This window comes from Pseudanabaena sp. UWO310 (assembly GCF_006861605.1).
Lineage (GTDB): Bacteria > Cyanobacteriota > Cyanobacteriia > Pseudanabaenales > Pseudanabaenaceae > Pseudanabaena.
In genome coordinates this window covers 18,718-43,911 of record NZ_SELU01000047.1, presented here as the reverse complement: position 1 = coordinate 43,911, position 25,194 = coordinate 18,718, and the positions used below count along the sequence as shown (strand labels likewise).

At 43.1% G+C, this 25,194-nt stretch carries 20 protein-coding genes; 9 read left to right on the top strand and 11 right to left on the bottom strand.

Annotation, left to right across the window (positions count from 1 at the left end; genetic code table 11):
- The first annotated feature begins 100 nt into the window (after positions 1 to 100).
- Positions 101 to 607 (top strand): transposase, encoded by a 507-nt coding sequence (locus PseudUWO310_RS15635; protein WP_190316046.1) that lies wholly within the window; start codon positions 101 to 103, stop codon positions 605 to 607.
- Here the strand turns inward: PseudUWO310_RS15635 and PseudUWO310_RS15630 are convergent.
- From PseudUWO310_RS15630 to PseudUWO310_RS15615, 4 genes are all read right to left on the bottom strand, one after another.
- Positions 604 to 1,062 carry an ankyrin repeat domain-containing protein gene (locus PseudUWO310_RS15630; RefSeq protein WP_223805687.1) on the bottom strand — a complete coding sequence of 153 codons (459 nt, stop codon included), beginning with the start codon at positions 1,060 to 1,062 and terminating at the stop codon, positions 604 to 606. The two genes, PseudUWO310_RS15635 and PseudUWO310_RS15630, sit on opposite strands and share 4 nt — an antisense overlap.
- Before the next feature lie 694 nt (positions 1,063 to 1,756).
- Entirely contained in the window at positions 1,757 to 3,061 is a 1,305-nt protein-coding gene (locus tag PseudUWO310_RS15625) for a lipopolysaccharide biosynthesis protein (protein ID WP_142602853.1), read from the bottom strand.
- A complete protein-coding gene (locus PseudUWO310_RS15620) occupies positions 3,034 to 4,083 on the bottom strand; it encodes a glycosyltransferase family 4 protein (protein ID WP_142602851.1) in 1,050 nt (349 codons plus the stop codon). The genes PseudUWO310_RS15625 and PseudUWO310_RS15620 overlap by 28 nt, the downstream gene beginning before the upstream one ends.
- A 24-nt stretch (positions 4,084 to 4,107) precedes the next feature.
- On the bottom strand, positions 4,108 to 5,106 hold the full coding sequence (locus PseudUWO310_RS15615; RefSeq protein ID WP_142602849.1) for a glycosyltransferase family 4 protein: 999 nt from the start codon (positions 5,104 to 5,106) through the stop codon (positions 4,108 to 4,110).
- A gap of 590 nt (positions 5,107 to 5,696) precedes the next feature.
- Here PseudUWO310_RS15615 and PseudUWO310_RS15610 point away from each other — a divergent pair.
- The 3 genes from PseudUWO310_RS15610 to PseudUWO310_RS15600 are packed head-to-tail and all read left to right on the top strand — an operon-like array spanning position 5,697 to position 9,495.
- Positions 5,697 to 6,710, top strand: a complete 1,014-nt coding sequence (locus tag PseudUWO310_RS15610; RefSeq protein WP_142602861.1) for a polysaccharide biosynthesis/export family protein — start codon at positions 5,697 to 5,699, stop codon at positions 6,708 to 6,710.
- The gene (locus PseudUWO310_RS15605) at positions 6,707 to 8,131 is read left to right on the top strand and encodes a GumC family protein (RefSeq protein ID WP_142602847.1); all 1,425 of its coding nucleotides are present in this window, start codon (positions 6,707 to 6,709) and stop codon (positions 8,129 to 8,131) included. The genes PseudUWO310_RS15610 and PseudUWO310_RS15605 overlap by 4 nt, the downstream gene beginning before the upstream one ends.
- A gap of 41 nt (positions 8,132 to 8,172) precedes the next feature.
- Positions 8,173 to 9,495 carry an O-antigen ligase domain-containing protein gene (locus PseudUWO310_RS15600; protein WP_142602845.1) on the top strand — a complete coding sequence of 441 codons (1,323 nt, stop codon included), beginning with the start codon at positions 8,173 to 8,175 and terminating at the stop codon, positions 9,493 to 9,495.
- 252 nt (positions 9,496 to 9,747) lie between these two features.
- Here the strand turns inward: PseudUWO310_RS15600 and PseudUWO310_RS15595 are convergent, their stop codons facing one another.
- Complete coding sequence (locus PseudUWO310_RS15595) at positions 9,748 to 11,898, bottom strand: sugar transferase (protein ID WP_142602843.1); 2,151 nt, start codon at positions 11,896 to 11,898, stop codon at positions 9,748 to 9,750.
- Positions 11,899 to 12,459: 561 nt separating this feature from the next.
- Between PseudUWO310_RS15595 and PseudUWO310_RS15590 the strand changes: the two genes are divergently transcribed.
- Positions 12,460 to 13,677 (top strand): glutathione S-transferase family protein, encoded by a 1,218-nt coding sequence (locus PseudUWO310_RS15590; protein ID WP_190316044.1) that lies wholly within the window; start codon positions 12,460 to 12,462, stop codon positions 13,675 to 13,677.
- Positions 13,678 to 13,856: 179 nt separating this feature from the next.
- On the opposite strand, the gene PseudUWO310_RS15585 is transcribed toward PseudUWO310_RS15590, so the two are convergent.
- On the bottom strand, positions 13,857 to 14,762 hold the full coding sequence (locus PseudUWO310_RS15585) for a TIGR04168 family protein (RefSeq protein WP_142602841.1): 906 nt from the start codon (positions 14,760 to 14,762) through the stop codon (positions 13,857 to 13,859).
- Positions 14,763 to 14,845: 83 nt separating this feature from the next.
- On the opposite strand from PseudUWO310_RS15585, the gene PseudUWO310_RS15580 reads away from it, so the two are divergent.
- The 3 genes from PseudUWO310_RS15580 (at position 14,846) to trxA (ending at position 18,089) form a co-directional block, all read left to right on the top strand.
- Positions 14,846 to 15,835 carry an amino acid ABC transporter permease gene (locus PseudUWO310_RS15580; RefSeq protein WP_142602839.1) on the top strand — a complete coding sequence of 330 codons (990 nt, stop codon included), beginning with the start codon at positions 14,846 to 14,848 and terminating at the stop codon, positions 15,833 to 15,835.
- 174 nt (positions 15,836 to 16,009) lie between these two features.
- Positions 16,010 to 17,503, top strand: a complete 1,494-nt coding sequence (locus tag PseudUWO310_RS15575) for a DASH family cryptochrome (protein ID WP_142602837.1) — start codon at positions 16,010 to 16,012, stop codon at positions 17,501 to 17,503.
- A 241-nt stretch (positions 17,504 to 17,744) separates the two neighbouring features.
- Positions 17,745 to 18,089, top strand: a complete 345-nt coding sequence (trxA, locus tag PseudUWO310_RS15570) for a thioredoxin (RefSeq protein WP_142602834.1) — start codon at positions 17,745 to 17,747, stop codon at positions 18,087 to 18,089.
- 324 nt (positions 18,090 to 18,413) lie between these two features.
- On the opposite strand, the gene grxC is transcribed toward trxA, so the two are convergent.
- From grxC to PseudUWO310_RS15550, 4 genes are all read right to left on the bottom strand, one after another.
- Positions 18,414 to 18,671: a glutaredoxin 3 gene (grxC, locus tag PseudUWO310_RS15565; RefSeq protein WP_009626108.1), complete on the bottom strand. Its 258-nt coding sequence runs from the start codon at positions 18,669 to 18,671 to the stop codon at positions 18,414 to 18,416.
- Positions 18,672 to 18,829: 158 nt separating this feature from the next.
- Positions 18,830 to 20,728: a peptidoglycan D,D-transpeptidase FtsI family protein gene (locus PseudUWO310_RS15560; protein ID WP_142602832.1), complete on the bottom strand. Its 1,899-nt coding sequence runs from the start codon at positions 20,726 to 20,728 to the stop codon at positions 18,830 to 18,832.
- 8 nt (positions 20,729 to 20,736) lie between these two features.
- Entirely contained in the window at positions 20,737 to 22,128 is a 1,392-nt protein-coding gene (murD, locus tag PseudUWO310_RS15555; RefSeq protein WP_142602830.1) for a UDP-N-acetylmuramoyl-L-alanine--D-glutamate ligase, read from the bottom strand.
- 293 nt (positions 22,129 to 22,421) lie between these two features.
- Positions 22,422 to 23,357 carry an NAD-dependent epimerase/dehydratase family protein gene (locus PseudUWO310_RS15550; RefSeq protein WP_142602828.1) on the bottom strand — a complete coding sequence of 312 codons (936 nt, stop codon included), beginning with the start codon at positions 23,355 to 23,357 and terminating at the stop codon, positions 22,422 to 22,424.
- A 674-nt stretch (positions 23,358 to 24,031) separates the two neighbouring features.
- On the opposite strand from PseudUWO310_RS15550, the gene PseudUWO310_RS15545 reads away from it, so the two are divergent.
- Positions 24,032 to 24,385, top strand: coding sequence for a DUF565 domain-containing protein (locus PseudUWO310_RS15545; RefSeq protein WP_142602826.1), 354 nt, complete (start codon positions 24,032 to 24,034; stop codon positions 24,383 to 24,385).
- Positions 24,386 to 24,405: 20 nt separating this feature from the next.
- Here the strand turns inward: PseudUWO310_RS15545 and PseudUWO310_RS15540 are convergent, their stop codons facing one another.
- A complete protein-coding gene (locus PseudUWO310_RS15540; RefSeq protein WP_142602824.1) occupies positions 24,406 to 25,008 on the bottom strand; it encodes a cob(I)yrinic acid a,c-diamide adenosyltransferase in 603 nt (200 codons plus the stop codon).
- Positions 25,009 to 25,194 lie beyond the last annotated feature (186 nt).

Here is a 25,194-nt window from a genome sequence, read left to right as displayed (position 1 = left end):
AGTCTGTGGGGTATGATTTCTTTGTTGCTTCCATAAGGCTGTCTTTGTTTTTGTATATTGACAGACTATACCTTTGGGAGCTTTTTTTCACCTTTTTTTATTGCCAAAAACTTCTCAAACACGCTCTCAATCAACTAAAATTGCTAGCCGATTAGCATCACCAGAAGCAGTTGGTATTGATGGCAACAAGTTCGTCAATGGGAGAAAACGACATATTCTTGTGGACACATTGGGTTTGCTATTGATAGTAGTAGTTACTGCGGCTAATCTTGATGATCGCAAGGGGGCAACCATGCTTTTAGAAAAAATCAACCAAATTCGTGACCGTTTCCCCCGTCTATCAACGATTTGGGTGGATCGTGGTTATAGTGGTAAAGCTTTCATTCTGGCGATTCTGCATACTTTTTACTGGTGTTTGCAGGTTGTCGTTCCTCCTGTGGGGCAAAAAGGCTTTGTTGTCCAACAAAAGCGCTGGGTGGTTGAACGTACTTTTGCTTGGTTTTCTCGCTTTCGGCGTTTGACAAGAGAGTACGAACTTTTACCTGAAACTTCTGAGGCTTTTTTCTATGTCGGCATGATTCAGATCCTCCTCAAACGTCTCGCTTAACTTCTCAAACACGCTCTCAGAGTGTTTGTAGCTTCTTCTATCAGTCCTGATGTTGTAAATGGCAATAGATAATCAAATAAATCTTCTCTTCCCCATTCCGCAGCAATCAATAGAGGATAGCGTCCAGCATCTCTAATCTCATTCGTATCTGCCCCCGCTTCGATAAACATTCTGACAATTTCAAAGTTACCTCCTTGCACAGCAGACATGAGAGGAGTCAATACATCAGGATTATCAGAGAGAGGATTAATATCAGCACCTTTTCCCAGAATGAATCTTGTGACTTCTTTCCCTCCTTTCTCTGCTGCATATCCAAGAAGGGTATATTCATCAGTAACTTCATCAGGGGAAATACCGTACGACTCCAGTAGTGCTTCTATAGTAGGAATATCATTTCTTTCTATTGCTCGCAAGATTGAATCTACTGCCGACTCTCTCCTCAACCATTCGTTCATCTCAATTATCATAATTACGCCTCAAATTTGCTAGAGCAAGTAGTGTGCGTTAGCTTTAGCGTAACGCGCCATTATTGAAGTAGTACAAGTGGAAGACTAATTAATAATAGATCGATAAAAATATTGATTGGGGAAAATTTACAGACAAAGAGTGGTTAAACCCACATTCCGCTCTTATTTTACTGAAAAAAGTATTTAGAAAACAAATCCTTATACAGTAAGTGTTTTGAGCTTTGCCAGCAAAAATATCACTATCTTAATACTTTAAATAGTGATGCACTAATAGGAATTAATGTCATTAATTTTTCCAAAAATCACTGAAACCATCATTGTCTAGTTTTAAATATTTTTAGGCTTCCATTACGAGCGGAATGTGGGTTAAACAATGATATTAGCATTTACGGGCATGACAACCAATATGCGATCACCTTAATTATCACTAAAAAGCGATCGCCAATATAAATCTTGAGACTTAAGCGATCGCCTTTACCAGTATGAAAAGCAACAAGCGATCGCCTTAATTATCACTAAAAAGCGATCGCTAATATAAATCTTGAGACTTAAGCGATCGCCTTTACCAGTATGAAAAGCAACCAGCGATCGCCTTAATTATTACTAAAAAGCGATCGCTTGTATTAATTTAAAATAGTTTAATCTCAAAACGCGTCTCTATTAACGCCAAATTCAATTATTTTCAGATGCTTTTAGCCTCTTTTGCTTCTATTTCAATTATCTCCTTATTCATTACCTTAGAAATATAGGAAGATACCCAAACCGTATAAGCAGGGGAAGCAATACTATGGGTCAAGAAAACAGCTACAGCTACGCCTAATACGCCCCAATTCACTCCAACTAGTAGCGCGATCGCAAAAGCACCTGTAAATAGAATATTCCAAATGAAATCCCAATCAGGTTTATCGATCGCCCAAAGCCCATTAGAAGCCACATTGGCAAAGGGGCGCGGCACTGCGGATAGACAGATTAGAACTAATAGTGGGATTGCGGGTATCCACTTTTGTCCAAAGATAATTGGTACATAAAAGGGCGCGAGTCCAGACTGTAAAATCACTAAAGGGAAGATAATCCAAGCAACCCTCGTAAAGGTTTGGAAATATCTTGCTTTGAATTCCCTTGGCTGATTACGAGCATCACAGAGATGGGGGAATAGCGCCGTATCAAGGGCATTGATCGCACTCATACTGATGCCCAGCCCTGCATTGAAAGCAAAATAATATAAACCTAACGCTTCTACTCCTAAGAATCTACCCGCAATCACGTAGTCGAGATTATTGATTAAAGTATGCATAACCTTCACGCCAAGAACACTGCGCCCAAAGCGCACAATCTCTTGCCACCTGTCGAGCGTAAATTCGCTCGTGGGTCGCCAAGGATTGCTGCGGTAATGGACGATTACCCAGACGGGAGCCACTAAGACCTTGGGTAGTACGATCGCCCACATCCCAAAGCCAAAAAAAGCAAGAATGATCGTGAGGATATTATCGACAGAAACTTGAACGCCATTCGCGATCGCCGAAACATGCAGGCGATTCTCGCGATTGGAGAGAGAGGCTTGCACCAAAGCGATCGGAATGATCAGATACACCGTAGCCATCACGCAAATAGGCAGAACAATGCGCGGATCGTGGTAAAACCAACTCACGGGGAAAGCCGCAATACATTGCCCTAAAAATACTAATCCACAGACAATCCAGTTCAGCCAATAGGAGGTTTGGCAAAGTTTCGGTAAATCAGCAGCATCGGCTTGCACCAGCTTTGCCCAGATCCCATTTTGCGTAAATACATTCACAAATTCATTGGTAGTTAGTACCAATGCGGCAAGCCCATAGTCTTCTTTAGTTAATAATCTCGCCAAAACAACGGTCGCCGCGAGTCGAGATACGCGAATGAAGATCTGCGACAGTCCCAGCCAACCGAGATTGCGGAGAAAGCGATCAGCTAATTTGGTTTTAATTATCTTGATGAGGTTTTCGATAGCCACAATAGTTCTTCCCACTCTGATAGATATTTTTTCCAAGCACCGCGTACCGATTCTCTGCCATTATTTCCCCAATCGATCAGGGTTTGCGGTGAAGTTTGATGGATATGGACGATGTTGGCGATCGCCGCTTTAATCTCCTCTACATTTGCCCCCACCACCAAGCCGCAATCTTCGACCTGTTCCACCAGTCCATCGACCCTTGTGACAATTACGGGCTTTCCTGCGGATTTTGCTTCAAGACAGACATTGCCCCAAGGTTCCCATCGTGAGGGAATGATAATTACATCACAGAGTTCTAAGAATTTAGGCACATTAGCTAACTTGCCACAGAATTGAATTCGAGTATCTCCATCGGCTAATTGACGCAAAAGCGGTTCATTTTCCCCATAACCTCCAATTAACAGATTCAGGTCAAGATCTTGGAGATCTCGCATTGCCTTTAATAGAAGATCGACTCCCTTCTGCTCAGAAAAGCGCCCAAAATAGCCCAAGGTAAGTTTTGGATCTAGGGGCTTTATCCGCGCATCTAGAAAGTCTTCTAACTCTCGACATTGTTGAATTACCGTTAACTTGTGAGGTGCAATCAGTTTGTATTTGAGCATCCAATCTCTCTGGGCATAGGAAACGGCAATTACTCGATTCGCGATACCATAGGCTAGCTTCAACATAAGTCGAAACCTTGATTTAGAGGGAACGTTAAGGCTTTCAGAGGCTTCTGAATAATGGTGTTCTTGAATGTATAAATTACCTCTTAGCCTGAGGATTAACAAAATAATAAGCAATTTCCAAGAGCAGGCATCGTGAAAAATAATGAGGTCTACTTTGGATTTGCGCCTTGATTGAGAGCTTGATGGAGAGCTTGATTGAGATCTTGGCTGAAATAGATAGGAAAAAGCTTCTTGAAGATTGAGGAGCAGAAAATCAAACTTTTCCGAAAGTGGCGATCGCAACAAGCCATTAACCGAAGAGGTAACGCCACCGACATTGCGATCGATTAGAATATGCAAAATGCTGGGTTTCATGAATTTCAAGTATATAGTGCGAACCTATGATTTTTCGATTAACCGTTCGGACAACTGATCCCATTCAGCTAAATATTTGTTCCAAGCATCTTGTACATCTGCTCTACCCCTATTACCCCAATCGATCAGAGTTTGGGGTGAAGTACCATAAATATGCACGACTTTAGCGATCGCCTCCCTCAGAGACTCAGGACTAGGTTCGGCAATTAAACCACAATCTTTTATTTGTTCTGGCAACCCATCCACATTGGTGACAATCACGGGCTTACCAGCAGCCTTGGCTTCGACACAGACATTGCCCCAAGGTTCCCATCGTGAGGGAATAATGACAACATCACAGTTAGCCAAAAACTTCGGAACATCTGCTAATTTACCAACAAATTGAATGCGGCGATCGCCATTGGCTAATTGATACAAAAGCTCTTGATTTTCACCATAGCCACCGATCAATATATCTACATCAAGATCGGGCAGATCCTGCATGGATTTAATAAAAATATCTATTCCCTTTTGCTGGGAAAACCTACCATATACCCCTAAAACTAATCTTGTGCTAAATGGCTTAATTGGCAAGTCTAAAAAATCTTCTAGAACCCGACATTGCTGAATTACCGACAAATTATTAGATGTTATAAATTGGCAATCTCGCATCCATTGCCCCTGAGCAGAGGATACAGCAACAACATGGGTAGCAATCCGATATGCTATGGTTAAAACCAATCGAAATCGCCATCTAGTCTTTACATTATTCGATTCAAAATCTTGAGAATAATGGTGATCATGAATAATAACCTTACCGTAAAATCTCAACCGCAACAGTAATGGTAAAATCTTCCAAGCTGGCGGGTCGTGAAAGATCATTAAATCTGGCTTTAAAACCGATATTTTTGATAAAGCCTCATCAGGGGTTAGAAGTAAAAAATCAAATTTTTTAGATAGATGGGAATTAATCAGGCTATTGGTACAAGCCATTACCCCGCCAACATTACGATCACTTAGTAAATGCAATATTTGAGGTTTCATGATTTCGATAGCTAAAAATTTCTAAAAACATTTAGCACGCTGTAGTTCTATCTAAATATATTCTAAATATCGAACCTTTAAAACATTTTTACGGGAAGTTACTAATACGAGCAAATATGTTTTAACTAAGCCAGCACAATTATCAAGACTTCAATTATCGCAACTTCAACAAATTGAAGCCTTAAAGCTGCACAATCTTATTCGCAATCTAATATTTACGCCTGTGGACTATCATCATAAGTAGATAGATCTAAGTAAACTTAAAAACCAGAGAGTATACCGCCCGCGCAGCGGGCGGTATACTCTCTGGTTTTGTTTTTTATTATGCCTAGCTACTTAATATGAAACCCCATAGGTTTACCTTGGTTTTTATAGATTATAAAATTTATGGATCATAAAATTTTTGCCTTTACTCGCCCCCTATTTAGCTAATAATTTTAACAGTATTTTTTGATTTTTGGCTAATTAGTCAGCTATCCAGTCAATACTCAATTTCTGTTATACTCAGCGATATTAATCTAGTAAGTTTTGATATGAGGCTAGTTATCTATTCCCAAAAAATAATTTCTATAGCCCTTTTATCGATTGCTATGTCTCTCAGTATGGCAAAAAGCGTAACTGCCATACCTCTTTCTCCAGGCGATCGCATCCGTGTATTAATTCCAGAAGGAGAGCTGTTTAGTGGGGTCTTTGAAGTTAACCTTGACGGAAACATCCAAGTTCCTTTTCTCTCACCGATGTCTGTTAAAGGACTAGAAATTAGCGAAGTCCAAAAAAAAATATACGACTCTCTCATCGCCCAAAGATATTTTCAACGCCAGTTTCTACAGGTCAATGTCAGTATCTTACAATGGTCGGCAGTGCAGGTAACCGTTTCGGGGGAAACGTTTCAGCCAGGAAGAATCATCATCAACTCGCGATCGGCTGAAGATCGATCGCAACAGCAAACCGTATCCTCAGGTGACTACCCACCTGAAAGGTATCTGACGGCAGCTTTGCGGGGTGCAGGAGGCGTAATGCCAAATGCCAATATTCAAGAAATCCGCTTAATTCGTAACGGAAAAGAACGCAAGATTGATTTTACAGGCATCTTCACAGGCGATCCTGTAGAGGATGTTCCCTTAATTGCAGGCGATCAAATCATCGTTTCTAGGCTAGATAAGCCCCAAAATCAATACGTACGACCTTCCCAAATTACACCCCCTGGAATTAGAGTATTCATGTCTAATTTGACCCGAACCGCAACTAGTAATGCAAGTTCGGCAATTAAATCCGATGGCTCTTCCTTCCCCTACGGAGCGAGATTTTCTCAGGCAGTAGTTTCGGCAAACTGCGCAGGAGGCGTTGTCACCGCCCACGATCGCCATGCGTTACTGGTGCGCGTCGATCGGGTTACGGGGGAAACACAATCATGGGATCGGGCGATAGAACAGATTATGCGAGATTCCAAAAATGATAATGACAATCCGTTTTTGATGCCAGAAGATACCGTGGCCTGCTACGACTCCACCACTACTGATATACGTGATGTATTCTCGACTATTTCCGATGTAATCAATCCCTTTAATCTGCTCTTGGGCGTTTTTGGAGGTACAAAGAAATGACCGAGAGCATCACCTCTGGTTTACCCAATCTGGCTAAACTAGGTAAGAATAACTTTCTGAGATATTCTCGGTATATTATTTTGGGCGTAGTTGCCAATGTATTACTTTGGGGGGCGGCAATTTCCTATCTCAAAAAGACCCCACCAGTGTATATCAGTAAATGGGCAATGATTATGCCTGGCAATGGTTTGGGGGTAAATGTTAACTTGGCGGATCTCGGACAGACTTCAGCCTCCAGCAGTTCGCCTTTTGGCGGCACGAGTATGGATCCTAGGGCAAATTATCAATTTATCTTGACCGATGAGAGCCTTTTAGAGATTGCCGCGACCAGTCAAAAAATACCGATTAGTAAATTAGGAAAACCCAAAGTAAAATTAGTCGATAACACCTCGATTATGGAAATGGAAATCGGAGCGAGAACTCCTGAAGAAGCCAGAGATAACGCTACGGCAATTATCAATGCATTGCAATCAAGATTAAATATGTTACGCGCCGAAGAAATCGACAAACGGGGAGAGAACAATGATGTTACCCTCAAGGAAGCTAGGGAAAAATTACAAATTGCGCAAAAAAGGCTCTCGGCATATAAAGCAAGTTCGGGTTTAAGCTCATCCAATCAAGTTGGCGAACTTTCTACAAACATTGAGATACTGCGCAAACAAAAAGCAGAACTCTCAGCCCAGAAAGAACTCATATCTTCGCGTTTTCAGCAGTTGTCGGATAGTTTAGGGTTAACGGTTCCTGAAGTTAGCGATGCCTTCATTCTCCATGCCGATCGCCAATTTCTCCAAAATGCTAAGGACTATAGCGAGGCAAATACCTCCTTAACAGTCCTACTAGCGAAGTGGGATATTAATCATCCCCTCGTGGTCAAAGAAGCAGCCCGTCAGAAATCGGCGCAAACCGCCATGATTTCTAGGGCGGGCGAACTACTGCGAAAAGAAGTCAAACCCAGTTATATCGACCATCTAGTTTTGGGTGATAGCTCTGGTTCTAGTAGGGAAAATTTGTTCCGCGATTTGATCGCCTTAGATTCCGATCGGCAGGGCGCGATCGCCCAAAATCAAGCCCTAGAGGAACAAATTTTTCAACTAGAAGATCGATTACAGTCCCTAGTGCAAAAGCAGGTCGTATTTGATAACTTACAACGAGAAGTCCAGATTGCTGAGGCTGTATTTGCCTCAACTCTCGCAAAAATAAATTTAGCAAAATCCGATATTTTTACCGCCTATCCCCTAATTCAGGTTTTGTCTAAGCCTTCACTTCCAGATAAGAAATCTTCTCCCCAACCCACAGTTGTATTTTTAGGAACAGGCATTGGTTCAGTTCTGGTCACCACTGGACTGGTGATGCTGTGGTGGCGCAAAGAAATCAAACAAAAGGTAGGTCTAGGTAAATCCAAGCCTGTAGAAGTTATTTAGTAGAAGTTATTTAGTGGAAATTATTTAGTGGAAGTGACTTAATGAAAAGAGAGAATATCCAACCACAAAATTTTGCCGAACGCATTGTCTGGTTTGCGATTATCTGGACCTATTGGTTTTATGTGATCGGTGGATTGTATATCGTTGGAGCCGCAGTTGCTTGGATTTTATTTTTTCATCTCTGTCGTGAGTTATGGAAACAGGACGAGCAGACTCCCCAAGAGGACAAAATTGAAATTCCTTGGTCAATTTGGGTATGGATTGGGGGGATGCTCATGATGGAAGTTGCCCTAGTAATCGGACATCTGAATAATTATTTAGGGCTAGGGGAAATCATCAAATCCACGATTGGTTGGGCAAAGGGCTGGGCTTTACTGGCCCTCTATCCTCTGGTTGGATGTTTAAAAATTCGACCAGAGTTAATGTACCGCGCTTCGGCGCTTGTATGTCGGACTAGTCTATTAGTATCTATTCCCTTAGTGCTTGCTTTTTATCTACACCTGCCTCAAAAGCTATATGTTTCGCCGCTCAGGGCAGTCGGGGGGCCAAGTGACGCTTTCTTTGAGGTAATGCTCTATGAAATCGATCCTGGCGAAGGTAAGCCAAGATGGCGGCTATATACTCCTTGGGCTCCTGCCGCAGGCTTTGTGGCAAACATCTATTTTTTTATGGTTATTCAAGAAAAAGACCGCAAGTTACGTTGGTTAGGAATTGCTGGATGCGTTGTCATCTGCCAAATTTCGGCCTCCCGCTTAGCCTTAATTTGCCTACCTGCGGTGTGGTTGATGAGTCTATACTTGTCAAAACTTAGTCGCCCCCCGACCCTGATTGCTAGTGGATTTGCCAGTTTCTTGATCAGTATTAGCACCAATCAGATCTCTGAGGCAATCCAAAATTTTTCCGCCATGTTTACAGCGGCAAGAAAGGATTCTTCACGAGTACGGGCTGCTTTGGGAAGAATTGCTCTATATCGCTGGGAAAAAGAAGCTCCCATCTGGGGGCATGGCGTTGTTGTCAAAGGTCCACATATGGTGGAGTTTATGCCTATTGGCTCCCATCATAGTTGGTTTGGACTGTTGTATGTTAAGGGAATAGTAGGTTACTTATCCCTTGCAATTCCTCTTGGCTGTGAGTTTATCCATATGCTTTATCTATCCCAGAGGAGTATTCCTGCCAAGGTCGGATTATGTATGGTGATGGTGCTATTCTTTTACACCTTTGGCGAGAATTTAGAGATTTTAGCCTATTTATTCTGGCCGGGCTTAGTCATGATCGGCATCGGCACTCAGAGCAAACATATTGAAAAAGAGAAAGATCATGACGAAAACCCAGCGATCGAAGTTTATTCGGAAACTATCTCTTAATTCCTAAAAGATGAGTGGTGGCGCGAAGCGCTATCACTCATCTTTTGTAACCTAATACCAATTCCCAAAAGTGTGACTACACTTTTGGGGATTGAAAACCAAACCCAGTAAGGGTTTTAAAATTACAAAATGGCGTAGCCATTTTGTAATTTGGTATAAGTACTTATAGCTTAGGACATAAATCCCAAGAATTGACTGGCGGCGCTTCGCGCCGCCAGTCAATTCTTGGGGGTACAGCGACAGCTTAGATACTTAAACTGCTCCATTGTTGCGCTTCAACAAGACGGCTACGGTTTGCCAAATTAGCCAGAGATCGTATTTTAGGCTCCAATTTTGTTTGTAGGTTAAATCAAAGCCGATTACCTCTTCAAAACTTCTCACGGTGGAACGACCGCTGACTTGCCATAAACCACTCAATCCAGGACGGACATCTAGGCGACTCCATTCGGTTAGTTTTTCATCCGTGTACTCATTTTCTATTTCATACAAGCCGATCTCAGCAAAAGTAGGCGGTCTCGTGCCGATTAGACTCATGTCTCCGACGAGAATATTCCAAAATTGAGGAAACTCATCTAAACTAGTTTTCCTTAATAATTTCCCCACTTTGGTAATGCGGGGATCGTTACTATTTTTAAAAAACTTACCACTATCGCTGTCGGATTTTCCATCGGTGGAATCGGCAATCTCATTGACGACCTTTTGCTTCAGCATTTCGGCATTTTTGACCATTGAGCGAAATTTCCAAATCCCAAAGGGTTTGCTCATAATTCCCGCACGACTCTGCTTAAAAAGAACCGATCCCCGACTCTCAAGTTTGATCGCGATCGCAATGGGGATGAAGATCAGAGCGGTGATGCTCAAGCCAACCAACGCGCCCAAGATATCGATCAACCGTTTGGGGAAGCTGCGAACGGAGGGATGTAAGGGTAAGGCGGGATCAAGCTCGATCGCAGGATAGAAAAAGTACATCCCATAGGCGATCGCACATAGGATGGGAAGGTCAATCAGGGATTGGTAGAGCCGATATAGAAATATGGAAATGCGATGGGGGCGATCTAGCGATCGCTGATGATTGCTATTTGCTAATCGATTAGTGCGGGCGGATGCTTCAATGGAGAAGACCCTATCCATTTTGGTCATCTTCAGAAGTGATAATACTTGCGGATTCACGCTCCACAGGACTAATTCAGTGGGTTCGGGTTTACCCAATTGCAGATCGCTCTGCCGCAGCACATTTAAACAGGAGATCAAAGCCCCCAATCCCGAACTATCAATAAATTCGGTTTTAGACATATCCAGAATTATTTTCCGAAAATTTTCTCCCTCTTGGCATAGTTGCGTAAAGTCTTCTTTTAATTTTCTTGATTCAGTACTGAGAATATTGGGAGGAGTACTTATTAAAACCGTGTCATTAAAGTTAGTGATTTGGACATCTCTCAACCCAAATTTACTGGGTTCTTGCTCGTTACCCGTGGGAATATATACTGATTCGGGATAGAGATCGGCGATTTCTTTAGCGCGAACGATCAGCAAATCGAGGACTTTCCAAGATCGCAACAATTTTGCGGAAAGACTGAGATCGCGAATGCGAGTCTTTGATTCAACAAAAATTATTTTGCTTTTACAGAGATACTTGGCGACGATCAAAAAAGGGACGGCAACCCCTGCCCCCGTTGAGACGATTAGCGATGGTCGTTCCTCCTGCAATACCTTGATTGCTAATAGTAAATTCCGCACTAAGTTAAGTAGGTTGCGATTGGTGGGACTATAGGCCCAAAAAGCCTTTTCATTTTTAAGCTCGGTTTGGGTAGTACCTGTTTTAAAGGTGATCCAACTTCTTTTGCTAAATTTATGCCAATATTGGCTCAAGCCTCGCATCCCTTTAAAATGTCCACCTGAAGAGCAAACCAACATAATTTGGTCATAGTTTTCACTGGAATAGCGATCGCTTAAATATTCACATAAATCGCGATCTTCAGTAAAAGTAAGGGAGTTATGGGGAATAGTAATTAATTTTAAAAACTTAGCTAAATCGGCAGGCGATCGAGCGATCGCCACCCCCTGATTTTCCAAATCCTCAGCCATTTCCAATTGATGATCATCAACATGCTCATGAAATTTGGCGGTGCGGGGAACCAGAATATAGGGTTTGTCAAATTCTTCTAACAATAGGGCACTACCCTCCCCACAATGGGCAATTACAGCACTCGACTGTTCTATGAGCCTCTTAAATTGTGCTTCAGGAATTAACTTACCAATCCTTACATTGTCAGGTAAATCCGTAGATGCTCCATATTGGATAAATACCTCTTCGTTAAGAATCCCCTCTCGCATCAACAAACCAATCCAGTCCATTAACGAATTAAATGGATACTGCTCAGTGCCAACTGTAACTAGTATCATAATTAAAATCCCTTGCTGATTTAGCTATATAATTTAGCTATATTTAGCTATATATTTAATCTACTTTAATCCACACATTTAATCCACACATTTAATCTACATATTTAATATACACAATTGCTCCAATTTAAATATAGCAGTCCTAAACCATTTGTAGATTTTTGGATTTGTGGAAGTGCTACCCTTTTTGGGGGCATTTCCACAAACTATTTAGAATTGCCATATCTCCAATTTAAATATTTTATAATCTGCAATAGATAAGCGATAAACGCCTATATAACTACATATATAACTGCAATTTTTAAAGTTTTTGGCGAGGGCTTCTGTTCCCTAATCCCTTCGATCTTCAAACTAACTAAAAATAATAGCTAAAAATAATATAATTAAAATCCAGATCTAAAATTTGCGGCGCACGCTGCGCGTGTGCCAAAGGTTTTAATTATGCCCACTTACTTAATCAATGATTATAATCGATCAATTTAATTATTAATTCAGCATAAAGTACGAGAACGGGGAATGTTATAATTTTTAGGCAATTGCTTGGCTAATAACTCAGTTTCTATGACTATCGACCCTTTAAGCTGGACAGAACTAGAATCTTTTGCAGATTTCCAAATAGATACAGTTAATGGTTCTACTAATTCACAAGCAAGATTGCGATTATTTGGACATACCGAGGCTGATGTCAGGGTTACTTTATATCGGGATAATCATGCATGGTGTCCCTATTGCCAGAAGATTTGGCTATGGTTAGAAGAAAAGCAAATTCCCTATCGCATTGAAAAAGTAACGATGTTTTGCTACGGCGAAAAGGAACTTTGGTACAAAAAAATTGTGCCATCGGGAATGCTACCTGCGATCGCTTTAGATGGAAAAATCGTTACCGAAAGCGACGATATTTTGATAGCGTTAGAAAAAGTCTTTGGTACTCTTGGCAAGGGAATGAATGATTCCCAAGTAATTCCCCTTAGAAGATTAGAAAGGATATTATTTAGGGCTTGGTGTGAATGGCTTTGTCGTCCTGTTATGTCAGCACAGCAAGAACAACGTCATCGCCATCAGTTTGGCGAAGTCATGACAAAGGTAGAGGAAGCCTTAGGAAATACGCCTAGTCCCTACTTTTTAGATAATTTTGGTACGGCGGATGTAATTTTTACACCCTATGTGGAGCGCATGAATGCCAGCCTCTATTACTACAAAGGTTACTCCATGCGCGAAGAGAATCCCCGTATGTCCGATTGGTTTGATGCAATGGAAAGTCGTCCAACCTATCGCGGAACCCAAAGTGACTTCCATACCCACGTACATGATCTCCCACCCCAGATGGGAGGATGTTATGAGAACGGAGAACCACAGGCGCGAATCAATCAAACGAAAGTAAACTATGGGTCTTGGTTCGATCTACCCGATGTGAATTATCCCGAACCTGCTAACTCGCGGCAGGAAGCTCTCCAGCGTGTGATCAAGCACCGCGCTAATATCATTAAGGTCAATCCTGCGGATGATCAATTATGCGATCGCGCTTTACGCTGTGCGTTAACCAATATGATGAACGATATGGCAGGCGATCGCCTATGTATGCCACCTCCCGATAGCGATCTTGCTTTGCGATATCTGCGCGATCGCATTAGTGTGCCCCGCGATATGTCCATCTATGCTGCTAAGCGTTTGCGGGAAGCTCTTGAAAAAACGGCCTCTCTATCAGGTGATCGTCAAAGCCCACCTATTCCAATCAGACATCGCCGCGATCAAGATCCTGCAAACTTTATGGTTTCATAAGTTCAACTTTTACTCCCTTCCCAGTGAAAAATTAGACGTTGCGGCGCGAAGCGCCGCAACGCTAATTCTTGGTTTTTAATGTCTAATTTTATAGCGGGAAGGGAGTAAGTAGTTCAGCATAAGTAAAACCAAAACCAGAGAGCGTCCCGCCCGCTACGCGGGTGGAACGTTCTTCTAGCTTAGCTACTGAATAAAATATTCTCACTAATTACTTGATGCTGCGAATTTAACCATATGAGAGATATCTGGCAAATCCGCCCAGACTTTAACGTTACAATCGAGAAATTGCGGTAATAGCCATCATGACGGTGGATGATGCGTGGTGTACAGGCGGCATTTAAGAAAATCGTTCCCATGTCGTTTGTGGCGATCGCCTCACGGGTGCGATGGGAATTGAGGCGTAAATGGTGATGCATATGCCCAAAGGTAACTAGGGGGACTTTCTTATCCATTTGATAGGATCTGGCAATTGCATCGGCAAAGTCGGGATCGCCATAGTCCTTACCAATGGGTTTCCAATCCTTGCCACAGATAGAATATTCCTCACTGCCCAATCCAGAAGGTCCATTATGTCCTAAGAAAATTATATTTTCACAGGCTGTCCTAGCAACCGCATCAACGATACGCTGGGTTGAATCGATAAAGTTTTTGATATTAAAGCGATCGCGATAAAAGGTTTCTTTCTTCCATTGCGAACCTCCCCAACTGAAGGGGCGAGAACCCACTACCGAAAGATTTAATTGGGGAAAATCAAGCCAGCTATAACCGACATGGATGTTGCCTAAAATGTCTAACTGTTGCTGGACACGATCTTCTTTGGTGCGATCGTAGGGACATTGCTTTTTGTGATTGTTTGAAGCCGTAAACCAAGCATCATGATTACCCAAAATCACTGCTTTAGGAAGATCGAGGTGAGCGATCGTTCGCACGAGTTCTACTGACTCATTACCAAAGTCACCGACAAATAGAACTAAATCAATATCCAGTGACTGAAGAGCTAAGCGATCTTCTAAGGGTTGCCATAAATCATGCACATCACCAACTACAGCTATTTTGATCACCCCTTCAGCAGATAAATTGGACATAGGGAGACGGGACTACTCACGAATTACTTAGGATTGTTATATACTAAACTTAAATTCGATCCATATTGTGAGCAATTCAAGCAATGTCTGCAAGTAAGGGAAAGTTCTCAAACAACTTACAGAACAATCTACCCAATCATTCCCCAAATAATTCCCAAACAAAATTCTGGAATTTTTTTGGGAGTTGGCGAACGATTTTCCAATTACTTTTTTTAGCAATTATTATTACTTGCAGCATTTTGGCATGGAATACCCTAGCCAGAAATATGCGTAGCTCTGGGCTTGCCATCAGCTTTGACTTTCTTAGCGATCCCGCTTCCTTTGATATTGCCGATTCACCCTTCCCCTATAAAGCCTCAGATAGTTATACTACCGCGTTGCAAGTCGGGCTGCTCAATTCGCTAAAGGCGATCGCGGTGAGCATCATTTCCGCCTCAGTCGTTGGGGTTACCGTCGGTATTTCAAGGCTATCGAATAACTGGTTGTTAAAACAATTGGCGCGGGTTTATGTCGAAATTCTCCGCAACACGCCGCTATTATTACAACTATTTTTCTGGTACTCGGCGATCTTTTTGACGCTTCCCTCCAGTAGCGATCGCATCTCCCTCGGCTTTGCCACTCTGGCAAAAGATGGCATCACGATCGCAGCTTTGAAGATGACCTTAAGTTCGGAGTTTTGCGCCCTCGTGCTAGGCTTGACCATGTTTTCTAGCGCCTTCATTGCCGAAATTGTGCGTGGCGGCATTCTTTCTGTGCCTAAAGGACAATCGGAAGCGGCAAAAGCTCTAGGCATGAATGCCTTCCAGACGATGCGAAAAATCATTTTGCCGCAGGCTCTACGCGTAATTATTCCATCCCTGACTAGCCAATATGTGAATATTGCTAAAAATTCTAGTTTGGCGATCGCGATCGGTTATACCGATATTTATCGAATTGCATCGACGACGATCAACCAAACAGGAAGACCTGTCAATGTCATTTTAATTATTATGGCTGTATATTTAGCGATCAGCCTGACTATCTCGGCAAGTATGAACTTACTAAATCGCCAATTTCAAATCGTAGAAAGGTGATTGTAAAGCCAAAAGCTGTGGCGCACACCGCGCCACAGCTTTTTGGGGTTTTATACCAATTCCCAAAAGTGTAGCTACACTTTTGGGAATTGAAAACCAAACCCAGTAAGGGTTTTAAAATCACAAAATGGCTACGCCATTTTGTGATTTGGTATTACCTTTAATTAATGAAATATGCATTGTCAAAAAATTTTAATTTGGTTTCGGAACGACCTGAGATTGCATGATTGCGAAATCCTTAGCCTTGCCGCTGAAGCCTTTAAGCGGATGAATGCCGAGGTATTTCCTTTTTATTGCTTCGATCCATACCACTTCGGGAAGACTTCCTTTGGTTTCGAGAAAACGGGAGCATTTCGCGCCAAATTTCTCATTGAAAGTGTGATTGATTTACGGGCAAATTTGCGATCGCTTAATTCCGATTTAATCGTTCGTATCGGTAAACCCGAACTAGTATTACCCGAACTAGCACAACAATTAGGTATCACTTCTATTTACTATCAGCGCGAAATTGCGACTGAGGAGACATCCCTAGAACGACGATTACATTCTATTTTTACGAAGCAGAATGTGGATTTTAAAGGCTTCTGGGGCAAAACGCTGATCCATTACGATGATCTCCCCTTTGCGATCGCGCATCTTCCTGAACTATTTACCCATTTTCGTAAACAGGTTGAAGCCAATCTCATCATTCGAGAACCTTTTCCTTTAGTCGATCACCTTCCCGCATTACCTCAAAGCATTGACATCGGTGAAATTCCTCATCTCACCAAGTTGGGACTTGAAGAATTTTTACCATGTGCGCAGGCGAAGTTTCAGTTTTGCGGTGGGGAAACTGCGGCGATCGAGCGTCTCAATCACTACTTTTGGGGTAGCGATCGCCTCCAAGTTTACAAACAAACTCGCAATGGAATGCTCGAAGCCGACGATTCTTCTAAATTCTCGCCTTGGCTTGCCCTAGGCTGTTTGAGTCCGCGCTATATCTACGCTCAAATCAAAAAGTATGAAAGCGATCGCCTTGCTAATGACTCGACTTACTGGTTAATTTTTGAACTCCTATGGCGAGACTATTTCCATTTTGTCACGGCAAAATATGGCAATAAATTATTTGGGCGTAAAGGCTTAAGGGGAATAGATCTACCTTGGCAACAGAATTGGCGGATATTTCAGCTTTGGCAAACAGGAAAGACGGGTTTCCCACTGGTAGATGCAAATATGCGGGAACTTGCGGCGACGGGGTTTATGTCCAATCGCGGTCGCCAAAATGTGGCAAGTTTTCTGACTAAAAATCTTGGCATTGATTGGCGGATGGGCGCGGAATGGTTTGAATCGCGCTTAATCGATTACGATCCCTGTAATAACTGGGGCAATTGGAATTATACTGCTGGTATTGGGAACGATGCGCGGGGCTTTAGGTTCTTTAATATCCACAAACAATCGCAGGATTACGATCCGCAAGGAACCTATGTCAAATATTGGTTGCCTGAACTAGAAGCAATTCCCGCCGCTAAGGTTCATCGACCTTGGCAGCTTTTACCCATTGAGCAGCAACGGTTTAAAGTTCGATTGGGGGTTGACTATCCCCATCCCTTGGTTGATTTATTTGCTTCTGCTAAAGCCCATGAATCAATCTATAACGAATCAATTAAACACTGCGATGGAACGCTGTAATTATGGCAATCACCACTTTATGAAACAATATGAAACAATTTTATGAAACAATAATTAAATTCCATAACTTCTCTTAAATTCTCTTATGCCTAGCTGCCATCAACTATATCAGGAGATCAACCCCAAAAGAGGGTTGCCGCGCTCCCTCTTTTGGGGTTGATGTTCTAATAGGCTCCATAACACCTTAGACTAAAAAAATATCACCAAGACCACTACCCAAAATAATAAAAATTAATAAATTATGAGCGCAGCTATTTTCATTCAAGATGCAACCGAATTTGAAACCTTACGTGTCAATACAGCCCTACTCGTGGTGGACTGTACTGCGGCTTGGTGTGGACCCTGTAAAGTAATTTCTCCTTTGATCGATCGATTGGCTGAGAACTATGGCGATCGCGCCAAAGTTATGAAACTTGATATTGATGCGAATAAGTCCATAGCCAAACAATTCGGGTTGAGGAGTATCCCTGCGGTTATGTTCTTTAAGGAAGGGGAATTAGTGGATACCATCATTGGCGTTAAATCCTACGAAGAATTCAGTACAACTATAGACAAACACCTCTCACCTGCTTCATCGGTAAGCTAAGCTCTATGATTGCTAATATTCTCGTAGATTGCTACATTCGCTTGACTTAGGACAAATCAAACCCCAAGAATTGACTGGCGGCGCTTCGCGCCGCCAGTCAATTCTTGGGGTTTATACCAATTCCCAAAAGTGTAGCCACACTTTTGGGAATTGAAAACCAAACCCAGTAAGGGTTTTAAAATCACAAAATGGCTATGCCATTTTGTGATTTGGTATTATGTCCTAGTACAATTGGTGGCAGCTATAAAACCCCAAAGATGAGTAGCGGTGCGGAGCACCGCTACTCATCTTTGGGGTTTGGGTAAGTTCCATTAATCTGCCAACTTAAGCAAGCAAAGCATCGAGCTTACCTTGAGAATCTAAATCATGAATAGCATCACAACCGCCAATATGGAGATCGTTAATAAAAATTTGTGGCACAGAACGTTTACCATCGGAACCTCTTTTAACCATCGCCGATCGCGCAGTTTCATCGCCATCGATCACATATTCGGTGTACTTGACCCCCTTCTTATCGAGTAAATGCTTTGCTCTGATGCAAAAAGGACACATCCGCCATGTATAAATCTCAACCTTTGCCATAACAATTATTCAGCTATTGCCTAAATGTTTAAAATCACCCCTTGATTTTAACAAAATTTTAACAAATCTTAATCCACAGAATTGATTGCGATATCAACCCGCAAAAAGGATGAGTGGTGGCGCGAAGCGCCGCCTCTCATCCTTTTTGCGGGGTTGCTCTAAGGGCGATCGCGGGATGGTTTGGGCTCAGGACTTGGGGTTGCGTTGGGGGTGGTATTAGGGGTAGGTATCGCATCTTGTGTGGGCGATGCTGAAGGCGATGGAGAAACAGAAGGCTGAGGATCGGGAATCGTAGGAATTTTAGAAATAACTTCCTCGGGATGGCTAGGAGGAATTCCTTCACTAACGATAATATCTTCGATCACCGTTTTGACAATTGGAGCCGCTACCGTCGAACCAAAGGCATCAGAACCCACGGGTTCATCAATTACAGCGATGACGACGTAGCGTGGTTCTTTTGATGGGAAAATCCCGACAAAGCTGGTAATCTTGGCATTGGCATAGCCGCCACCCGTAGAAGATGCTTTTTGAGCAGTTCCCGTTTTACCAGCCAGACGGTAGCCAGGAATGCGTGCGGGTAAACCTGTACCTTTTTCTACGACATCCGTCATCATTTCCAAAACCCGTTGTGTAGTTGCTGGGGAAATAACTTGGCGAGGAGTCGGTAACTTAGGCTGATAGTATTCTTCACCTTCTTCGTTAATTAACCCCTTTACCACATGGGGCGTGAGCAACTTACCGCCACTGGCTAAAATCCCATGCAGTTGCACCATTTGAATTGGAGTTAGGGAAAAACCTTGCCCAAAGGCTGCCGTCGCGGGTTCAATTACATATTCGATGAATTGTTCTTGCGGTTTGAGCGTGCTGGGGGTTTCGGAAGGCAAGTCAATGCCTGAAATATCGCCTAAACCAATGCGCTCTAACCAACCATAATAGACCGATGGTTTCATCCGCTGGATGATATGCACCATCCCCACATTGCTCGATCGCTGGAGGATTTGACTGATACTTAAAGGACCAACAGCACCCACTTGCTCGTAGTCAAAGTTTGCCACTGGCCAGCCACCTATGGTAAGCGCCCCCTCGTCATTAAATACCGTATCGGGCTGAATCGCTCCCGATTCAATGGCGATCGCAACATTAAGCGGCTTAAAGGTCGAACCAGGTTCGTAAAGATCGGAAACCGCCCAATTTTTGAAGAGTTTAACATCCGCCTCATAATAGCGGTTCGGGTCGTAGGTGGGCTCGGTTACCAAGGTAAGTAAACCGCCATCCCTCACATCCATAACGATCACGGCTCCACGCTTGGCACTAAACTTGACCATCTGTTGTTTGAGGATCTGTCTTGCTGTGCGCTGGATCCGCGAATCGATCGTCATTTGCAAGCTGGTGCGATCGCTATTGATCATGCCCGCAGGAATGCGATTGGGAATAAATTTGCCATTGCCGTCCTGCTGCGCGACCGATGGCGCTTGATCCGTACGTTCTAATAGTTTTTCTTGGCTGAGTTCGATGCCCGCCTGTCCTCGGTGATCGACATTTACATAGCCGAGGATTTCCGAAGCAAGATCCTGTTGGGGATAGAGACGATGGCGTTGCTGAATGAGTTCTAAACCGTCCAGTCGCAGGTTATAGATGCGATCGGAACTTTCTTCCGAGAGCCAATACTCCACTTGAATGGAAGTAGTATCGCGGGTGAGAACGCTCAGCAGTTTATCGGCTGGGCGCTTGAGAATCGGGGCAAGTTTGGCAGCGATCTCTTCGGGCTTTTCTTTGTATAAATGGGGATAGGCAAAAAGGGTATAAACAGGACGATCCAAGGCTAAAACTGCACCTTTGCGATCGGTGATCGTCCGTCGCGGGATAAAGGGTCGCAAAGTAAACATTTGCTGCCTTCTTGCCTTTTCCAACAAATCTGACGAAGTAACGACCTGTAAATATACTAGACGTACCACTAGTCCCAGCATCGCCACCGCTAAAATTATCCAGATCAGCACGGTGCGCCGTTTGAAGAGATTGATAGTTGCGAGATCTCTAGGGAGGAAAGATGGGGTCATGGGCGTTTTTAGTCGAGATCTAGACAGAGTTGGCGGAAGCGATCGCCACGTTGCTCGAAGTTAGCAAACTGATCGAAGCTCGCACATGCAGGCGAGAATAGCACAGTTGGCAGAGGCTGGCTAGGGTGATTATGGGCGCGGCTATGGGCAATTTTGGCGGCCTGTTTGACTGCGCGTTCTAGGGTTTCCACGATCTCATAGTTTTTGAATCCTGCATCGTTGAGCATTTCGGCAAATAATGGAGCAGCCTCTCCAATTAATAAAACCGCGATCGCCCTTTGACGAATTTGCTCTAGCCATGCATCTGCATCTCCCTGCTTGGGTTGACCGCCAGCAATCAAAACCACAGGTGGTTTTACCGCTTTTAAGCCCACTTCGGCAGCATCATAATTGGTCGCTTTACTGTCATTAATAAAGGCAATTCCCTCATACAAACGGATATGTTCCAGCCGATGGGGGACACCTTTAAATTGGGATATCGCAAAATCAATATGCTCGGAACTGATTCCTGCCAACTTCGCCGCCGCCACTGACATTAATAGGTTTTGGCGATTATGCCTGCCCAAAAGTTGCCAATGGGAAATCGGAAAAATGGCTTCTCCGCGAAACTTGACCCACCCATCATTGATACAAATACCATCCGTATGGGCTTCCACAACTTGATTGTCAACCCCAGTCCAGAGGGCTTTTGGCCACATAGCTGCCCCAAATTTACATAGATTAGGATCGTTGCCATTGAGAACGATATGGGCTGAGCGATCGATCAAACTTGCCTTGATATTCCGATAGGCTTCAAGAGTATAGTGACGGTTCAGGTGATCGGGCGTGAAGGTAGTCCAGATCCCAATTTCTGGCAATACGGTTTGGGTAGACTCAATCTGATAACTACTTAATTCCGCAATAATCCAATCGGGTTTAAGTTGGTTTTGTAATACTTGCAAGGCAATTTCGCAAGCAGGAAAGCCAATATTCCCACAGGCGATCGCCTTTAGTCCCGCAGCCTGAAAAATTGCCGCCGTTAATGATGTGACCGTAGTTTTGCCATTGGTTCCTGTAATGCCCACCCAAGGAATATGTTTGAGATAGCGCCATGCTAGTTCGATTTCGCCAATGGTATCAAGCCCTAGGGATCTTGCTTGTTCAATTTCTGGACGATCCCAAGGCACTCCTGGGCTGACTGTCACAAGATCGATATTTTGCCCCGCTTCGATTAATCGAGCAATGTTGGGGAAAGCACCAAGCTCAACGGCAATTCCTTCTGATTCTAAAGCTTGTTTCCTTTGTTCTAGGCTAGGACTGTTATTACTATCACTAACTGTCACCTGCCAACCATCAGCTTTGAGTAGTTTTGCAGCAGAAATTCCCGACTGTCCCAGTCCTAGTACATACGCTTGAGGCATAGCGATCGCTTGGTTTACAAGTTTGTTAAAAAGTTAATAATTAAGGATACAGGAACATGAGGCTTACTAAAATGGTTTGGGACTGCTATAGAAACTTAAGAAACCATTTAAGAATTACTTTCTGCGGTCAAAAACTCTAAGAGATCCCCCTCAATCCCCCTTAAAAAGGGGGAAGAATTTAATTCTCCCCCCTTTTTAAGGGGGGCTGGGGGGGATCTATCCAATTCTTAAATGGTTTCTAAGAGATAGCTAGATGAGTGGCGGCGCTTTGCGCCGCCACTCATTTTTGTTTTTTATTTGACCTCTGCCAACAAATTGGCGAGACGCGGATATTGAGAAACCATGCCAAAGGTTTCAGGAGAAACCACATCGTAGGTAAAGTGGCGTTGAGCGATACAAAAACGATCCCATTCGGCAACTTCGATACGGAATAGTTTGATAACTGCATCCACGAGAAACGGTGTTAGTTCAAATTGCCAACCAACTTTTAAATTTAAATATTCGCAGAACTGAACGATTAAATCCTGAGCCGTGAGGCGTTGCATTCCCAATACTAATCGGGCAGGAGCTAGGGGCACGGATGGCGCAGTAAGTAAGTAAGTGACAATTTGAGCAATATCGATCGCATGGACAAAGTGGAAACTGCCATCGGTTTTTAAGAATCTGGCATAGGGCACATATTTCAGAATATCCTTGAGCCCCTTGGAAAGATGGGAGTAGGGCTTATTCTCTGCACCGCCAAAAACGAGCGTGGGAAATACGGTAATGAGGCGATCGCGAATAACAGAATTTTCTAAGGTTTCCAAGCAGGCATGTTTAGATGCAATATAATTTGTCCCAAGTTCGCCAGCTTCAGGAATGATCTGATTGTGGGAATCAAGAATACTGGCGGTAGAGAAATAAATCGCCCGTTCACACACCTGTGGATCGAGTGACGAAAAAAGCTCAATTGTTTTATCGCGGTTAACCACAAAGGCTTCTTCTCCGCCCCAACCTGCGGCCGTACTGACGACAAACTCCATCGTACGAAGCAGGGCTTTGTAATTACCAATATTCTGCATCGAGTCTTCGATAATATGCACATTGGGGCGATCGCTTACATCAATTTGCAATTTGCGGCGATCGCGGACTAACAGATATAGGTCGTAATCAGTTTTTTCTAGAAGCATCTCGATCAGATAATGACCGACGCAACCACTCGCACCCGTAATAAAAACTTTTTTTGACATTAAATTCAAATTGCTGATTGAAAATTACTCATAGAGCTATAGCGATCCTACAGCGCTTTGCGCTCAAAGCAAAACCAAGAAAATTTTTGAAAGTGTTGCGAAGCAACACTTTCAAAAATTTTCTTATGGTTCTTTCAATCGAAAACTACTGTAATACCAATTCACAAAAGTGTTGTCACACTTTTGTGAATTAAACACCAAACCCAGTAAGGTTTTGAGATTCCCAAAATGGCAACGCCATTTTGGGAATTGGTATAAATGAGTTGAGAGATGCTTAAACTTCCTGCATGAGGACAAAACTGGCGGCAGCTATAAATGATTTCGGATTGCTATATTCTAATTATTGCTTTAATTACAAAGAGTGAACTACCAGACGCTGATGCTCCGCATACAGCACTGGCTTCCTGATTCACTAGGATGAGCTTTCTATATCGAAATATAGCGAGTCTTATCGTCCCTCCACAGGCAGAAGTCCTAGTTCCTAAGACCTATATTTTCCTTGCAACACGTCCCTTTAGTTTGGTTTTTACTTTGGGAGTTAGTGGTCAAGATATGCTTATTTTATCATGGATTCGCTAGCGCTCAATTTATTTTCTGGTTCGTTTTCATCCCGTCACCCATCCTGTAAACGGATAGGGTGAGGGACTTCCCACTCACATTAGTTAAAAAAGCCCATGCAAAATACTCGTCTTAGTCAGATTGTGAATATCAACATTAGACGATTATCTCAGTGGTCGAGTAATCCTTGGCGACGAACATCGTTGATAGCGATAAGTTTATTGCTAGGATTTTTTTTAGCCTCAGTAATCTCTACCTCCACGGGCGCAAAATCTGAGTTAGATATTCTTGCGGCAGCAATTACGGTTTTCTTTGTAGAATTGACCAACCGTTTTGTCTACAGTCAAAAGCGATTAACTCGCAGCGATGGTACTATAGCGCCCAGACCCCTAACTTCGGAGATGTTAAACTCACTCAAGCTCGGCATCACCTACGGACTATTTCTGGAAGCATTTAAGCTCGGATCTTGAGGATATAGCTTGCCCCTGAACTAATTGCGGCGATGGGTAACTTGATCGGCGTAGTCAGAAATACTTGATGGCATCGATCGCCCTGTCAAGATAATATTGACCTTCGGCGATCGCGTTTCCAGTACATGCAACAGTTCCTCTTCAGAAATCAGCGATCGCTCAACTAGCAAATCCACCTCATCGATTACGACCAAACCCATAGGCGAGGACTTAATGGCTACTTTGGCATAGTCCCATAGGTCTAGCACTGCGACTTTTTCGGCATCAGTCAATACGATCTCATGCTGAGACAAGTCGCGCTGAGCATCACAACGCATCCACTCAAAATTTTCAACTAGCCGACGAGGATTATTCAACCCTTGATTAATCCCCGTTTGAAAAAGTTGCACGAGTAATACTTGAGTGCCCTGACCTGCTACCCTCAAAGCTTGAGCGATGATGTCAGCATAAAGATTGCGGTGGGGCGCGATGAAGACTTGAATATTACCTTTAAGGGGAGTCACAATCGATGAGCCCTTGAGCGAGTTAGAATCTGTTGAGTTAGTCTTAGTCTGATTGGGGCGATCATGATTATTTTTTGTTTGCTGCGTCTCGATCTGAGTCGTTTTAATTTGAGCCACCATAAACAAATCTAGCGTTTAAATTACCACTTAGCATCATAGCAGACACTAGATGTAGAAAAATTTTGTAAAGATTACTTTCATAGCTATCTGTCGCCCAATAAGAGAATGGTGGCGCGAAGCGCCACCATTCTCTTATTAGCTACTTAGCATTGTCCGTGCTGTACGAAAAAGGCGATGGGAAAGCGG

Coding starts and splice junctions, on each gene's coding strand:
- trxA (WP_142602834.1), top strand. CDS start 17,745: ATGAGCGCAGCTATTTTCATTCAAGATGCAACCGAATTTGAAACCTTA.
- PseudUWO310_RS15600 (WP_142602845.1), top strand. CDS start 8,173: ATGAAAAGAGAGAATATCCAACCACAAAATTTTGCCGAACGCATTGTC.
- PseudUWO310_RS15595 (WP_142602843.1), bottom strand. CDS start 11,898: ATGATACTAGTTACAGTTGGCACTGAGCAGTATCCATTTAATTCGTTA.
- PseudUWO310_RS15605 (WP_142602847.1), top strand. CDS start 6,707: ATGACCGAGAGCATCACCTCTGGTTTACCCAATCTGGCTAAACTAGGT.
- PseudUWO310_RS15610 (WP_142602861.1), top strand. CDS start 5,697: ATGTCTCTCAGTATGGCAAAAAGCGTAACTGCCATACCTCTTTCTCCA.
- PseudUWO310_RS15545 (WP_142602826.1), top strand. CDS start 24,032: ATGCAAAATACTCGTCTTAGTCAGATTGTGAATATCAACATTAGACGA.
- PseudUWO310_RS15590 (WP_190316044.1), top strand. CDS start 12,460: ATGACTATCGACCCTTTAAGCTGGACAGAACTAGAATCTTTTGCAGAT.
- grxC (WP_009626108.1), bottom strand. CDS start 18,671: ATGGCAAAGGTTGAGATTTATACATGGCGGATGTGTCCTTTTTGCATC.
- PseudUWO310_RS15575 (WP_142602837.1), top strand. CDS start 16,010: ATGCATTGTCAAAAAATTTTAATTTGGTTTCGGAACGACCTGAGATTG.
- PseudUWO310_RS15560 (WP_142602832.1), bottom strand. CDS start 20,728: ATGACCCCATCTTTCCTCCCTAGAGATCTCGCAACTATCAATCTCTTC.
- PseudUWO310_RS15585 (WP_142602841.1), bottom strand. CDS start 14,762: ATGTCCAATTTATCTGCTGAAGGGGTGATCAAAATAGCTGTAGTTGGT.
- PseudUWO310_RS15620 (WP_142602851.1), bottom strand. CDS start 4,083: ATGAAACCCAGCATTTTGCATATTCTAATCGATCGCAATGTCGGTGGC.
- PseudUWO310_RS15550 (WP_142602828.1), bottom strand. CDS start 23,357: ATGTCAAAAAAAGTTTTTATTACGGGTGCGAGTGGTTGCGTCGGTCAT.
- PseudUWO310_RS15580 (WP_142602839.1), top strand. CDS start 14,846: ATGTCTGCAAGTAAGGGAAAGTTCTCAAACAACTTACAGAACAATCTA.
- murD (WP_142602830.1), bottom strand. CDS start 22,128: ATGCCTCAAGCGTATGTACTAGGACTGGGACAGTCGGGAATTTCTGCT.
- PseudUWO310_RS15615 (WP_142602849.1), bottom strand. CDS start 5,106: ATGAAACCTCAAATATTGCATTTACTAAGTGATCGTAATGTTGGCGGG.
- PseudUWO310_RS15630 (WP_223805687.1), bottom strand. CDS start 1,062: ATGAACGAATGGTTGAGGAGAGAGTCGGCAGTAGATTCAATCTTGCGA.
- PseudUWO310_RS15540 (WP_142602824.1), bottom strand. CDS start 25,008: ATGGTGGCTCAAATTAAAACGACTCAGATCGAGACGCAGCAAACAAAA.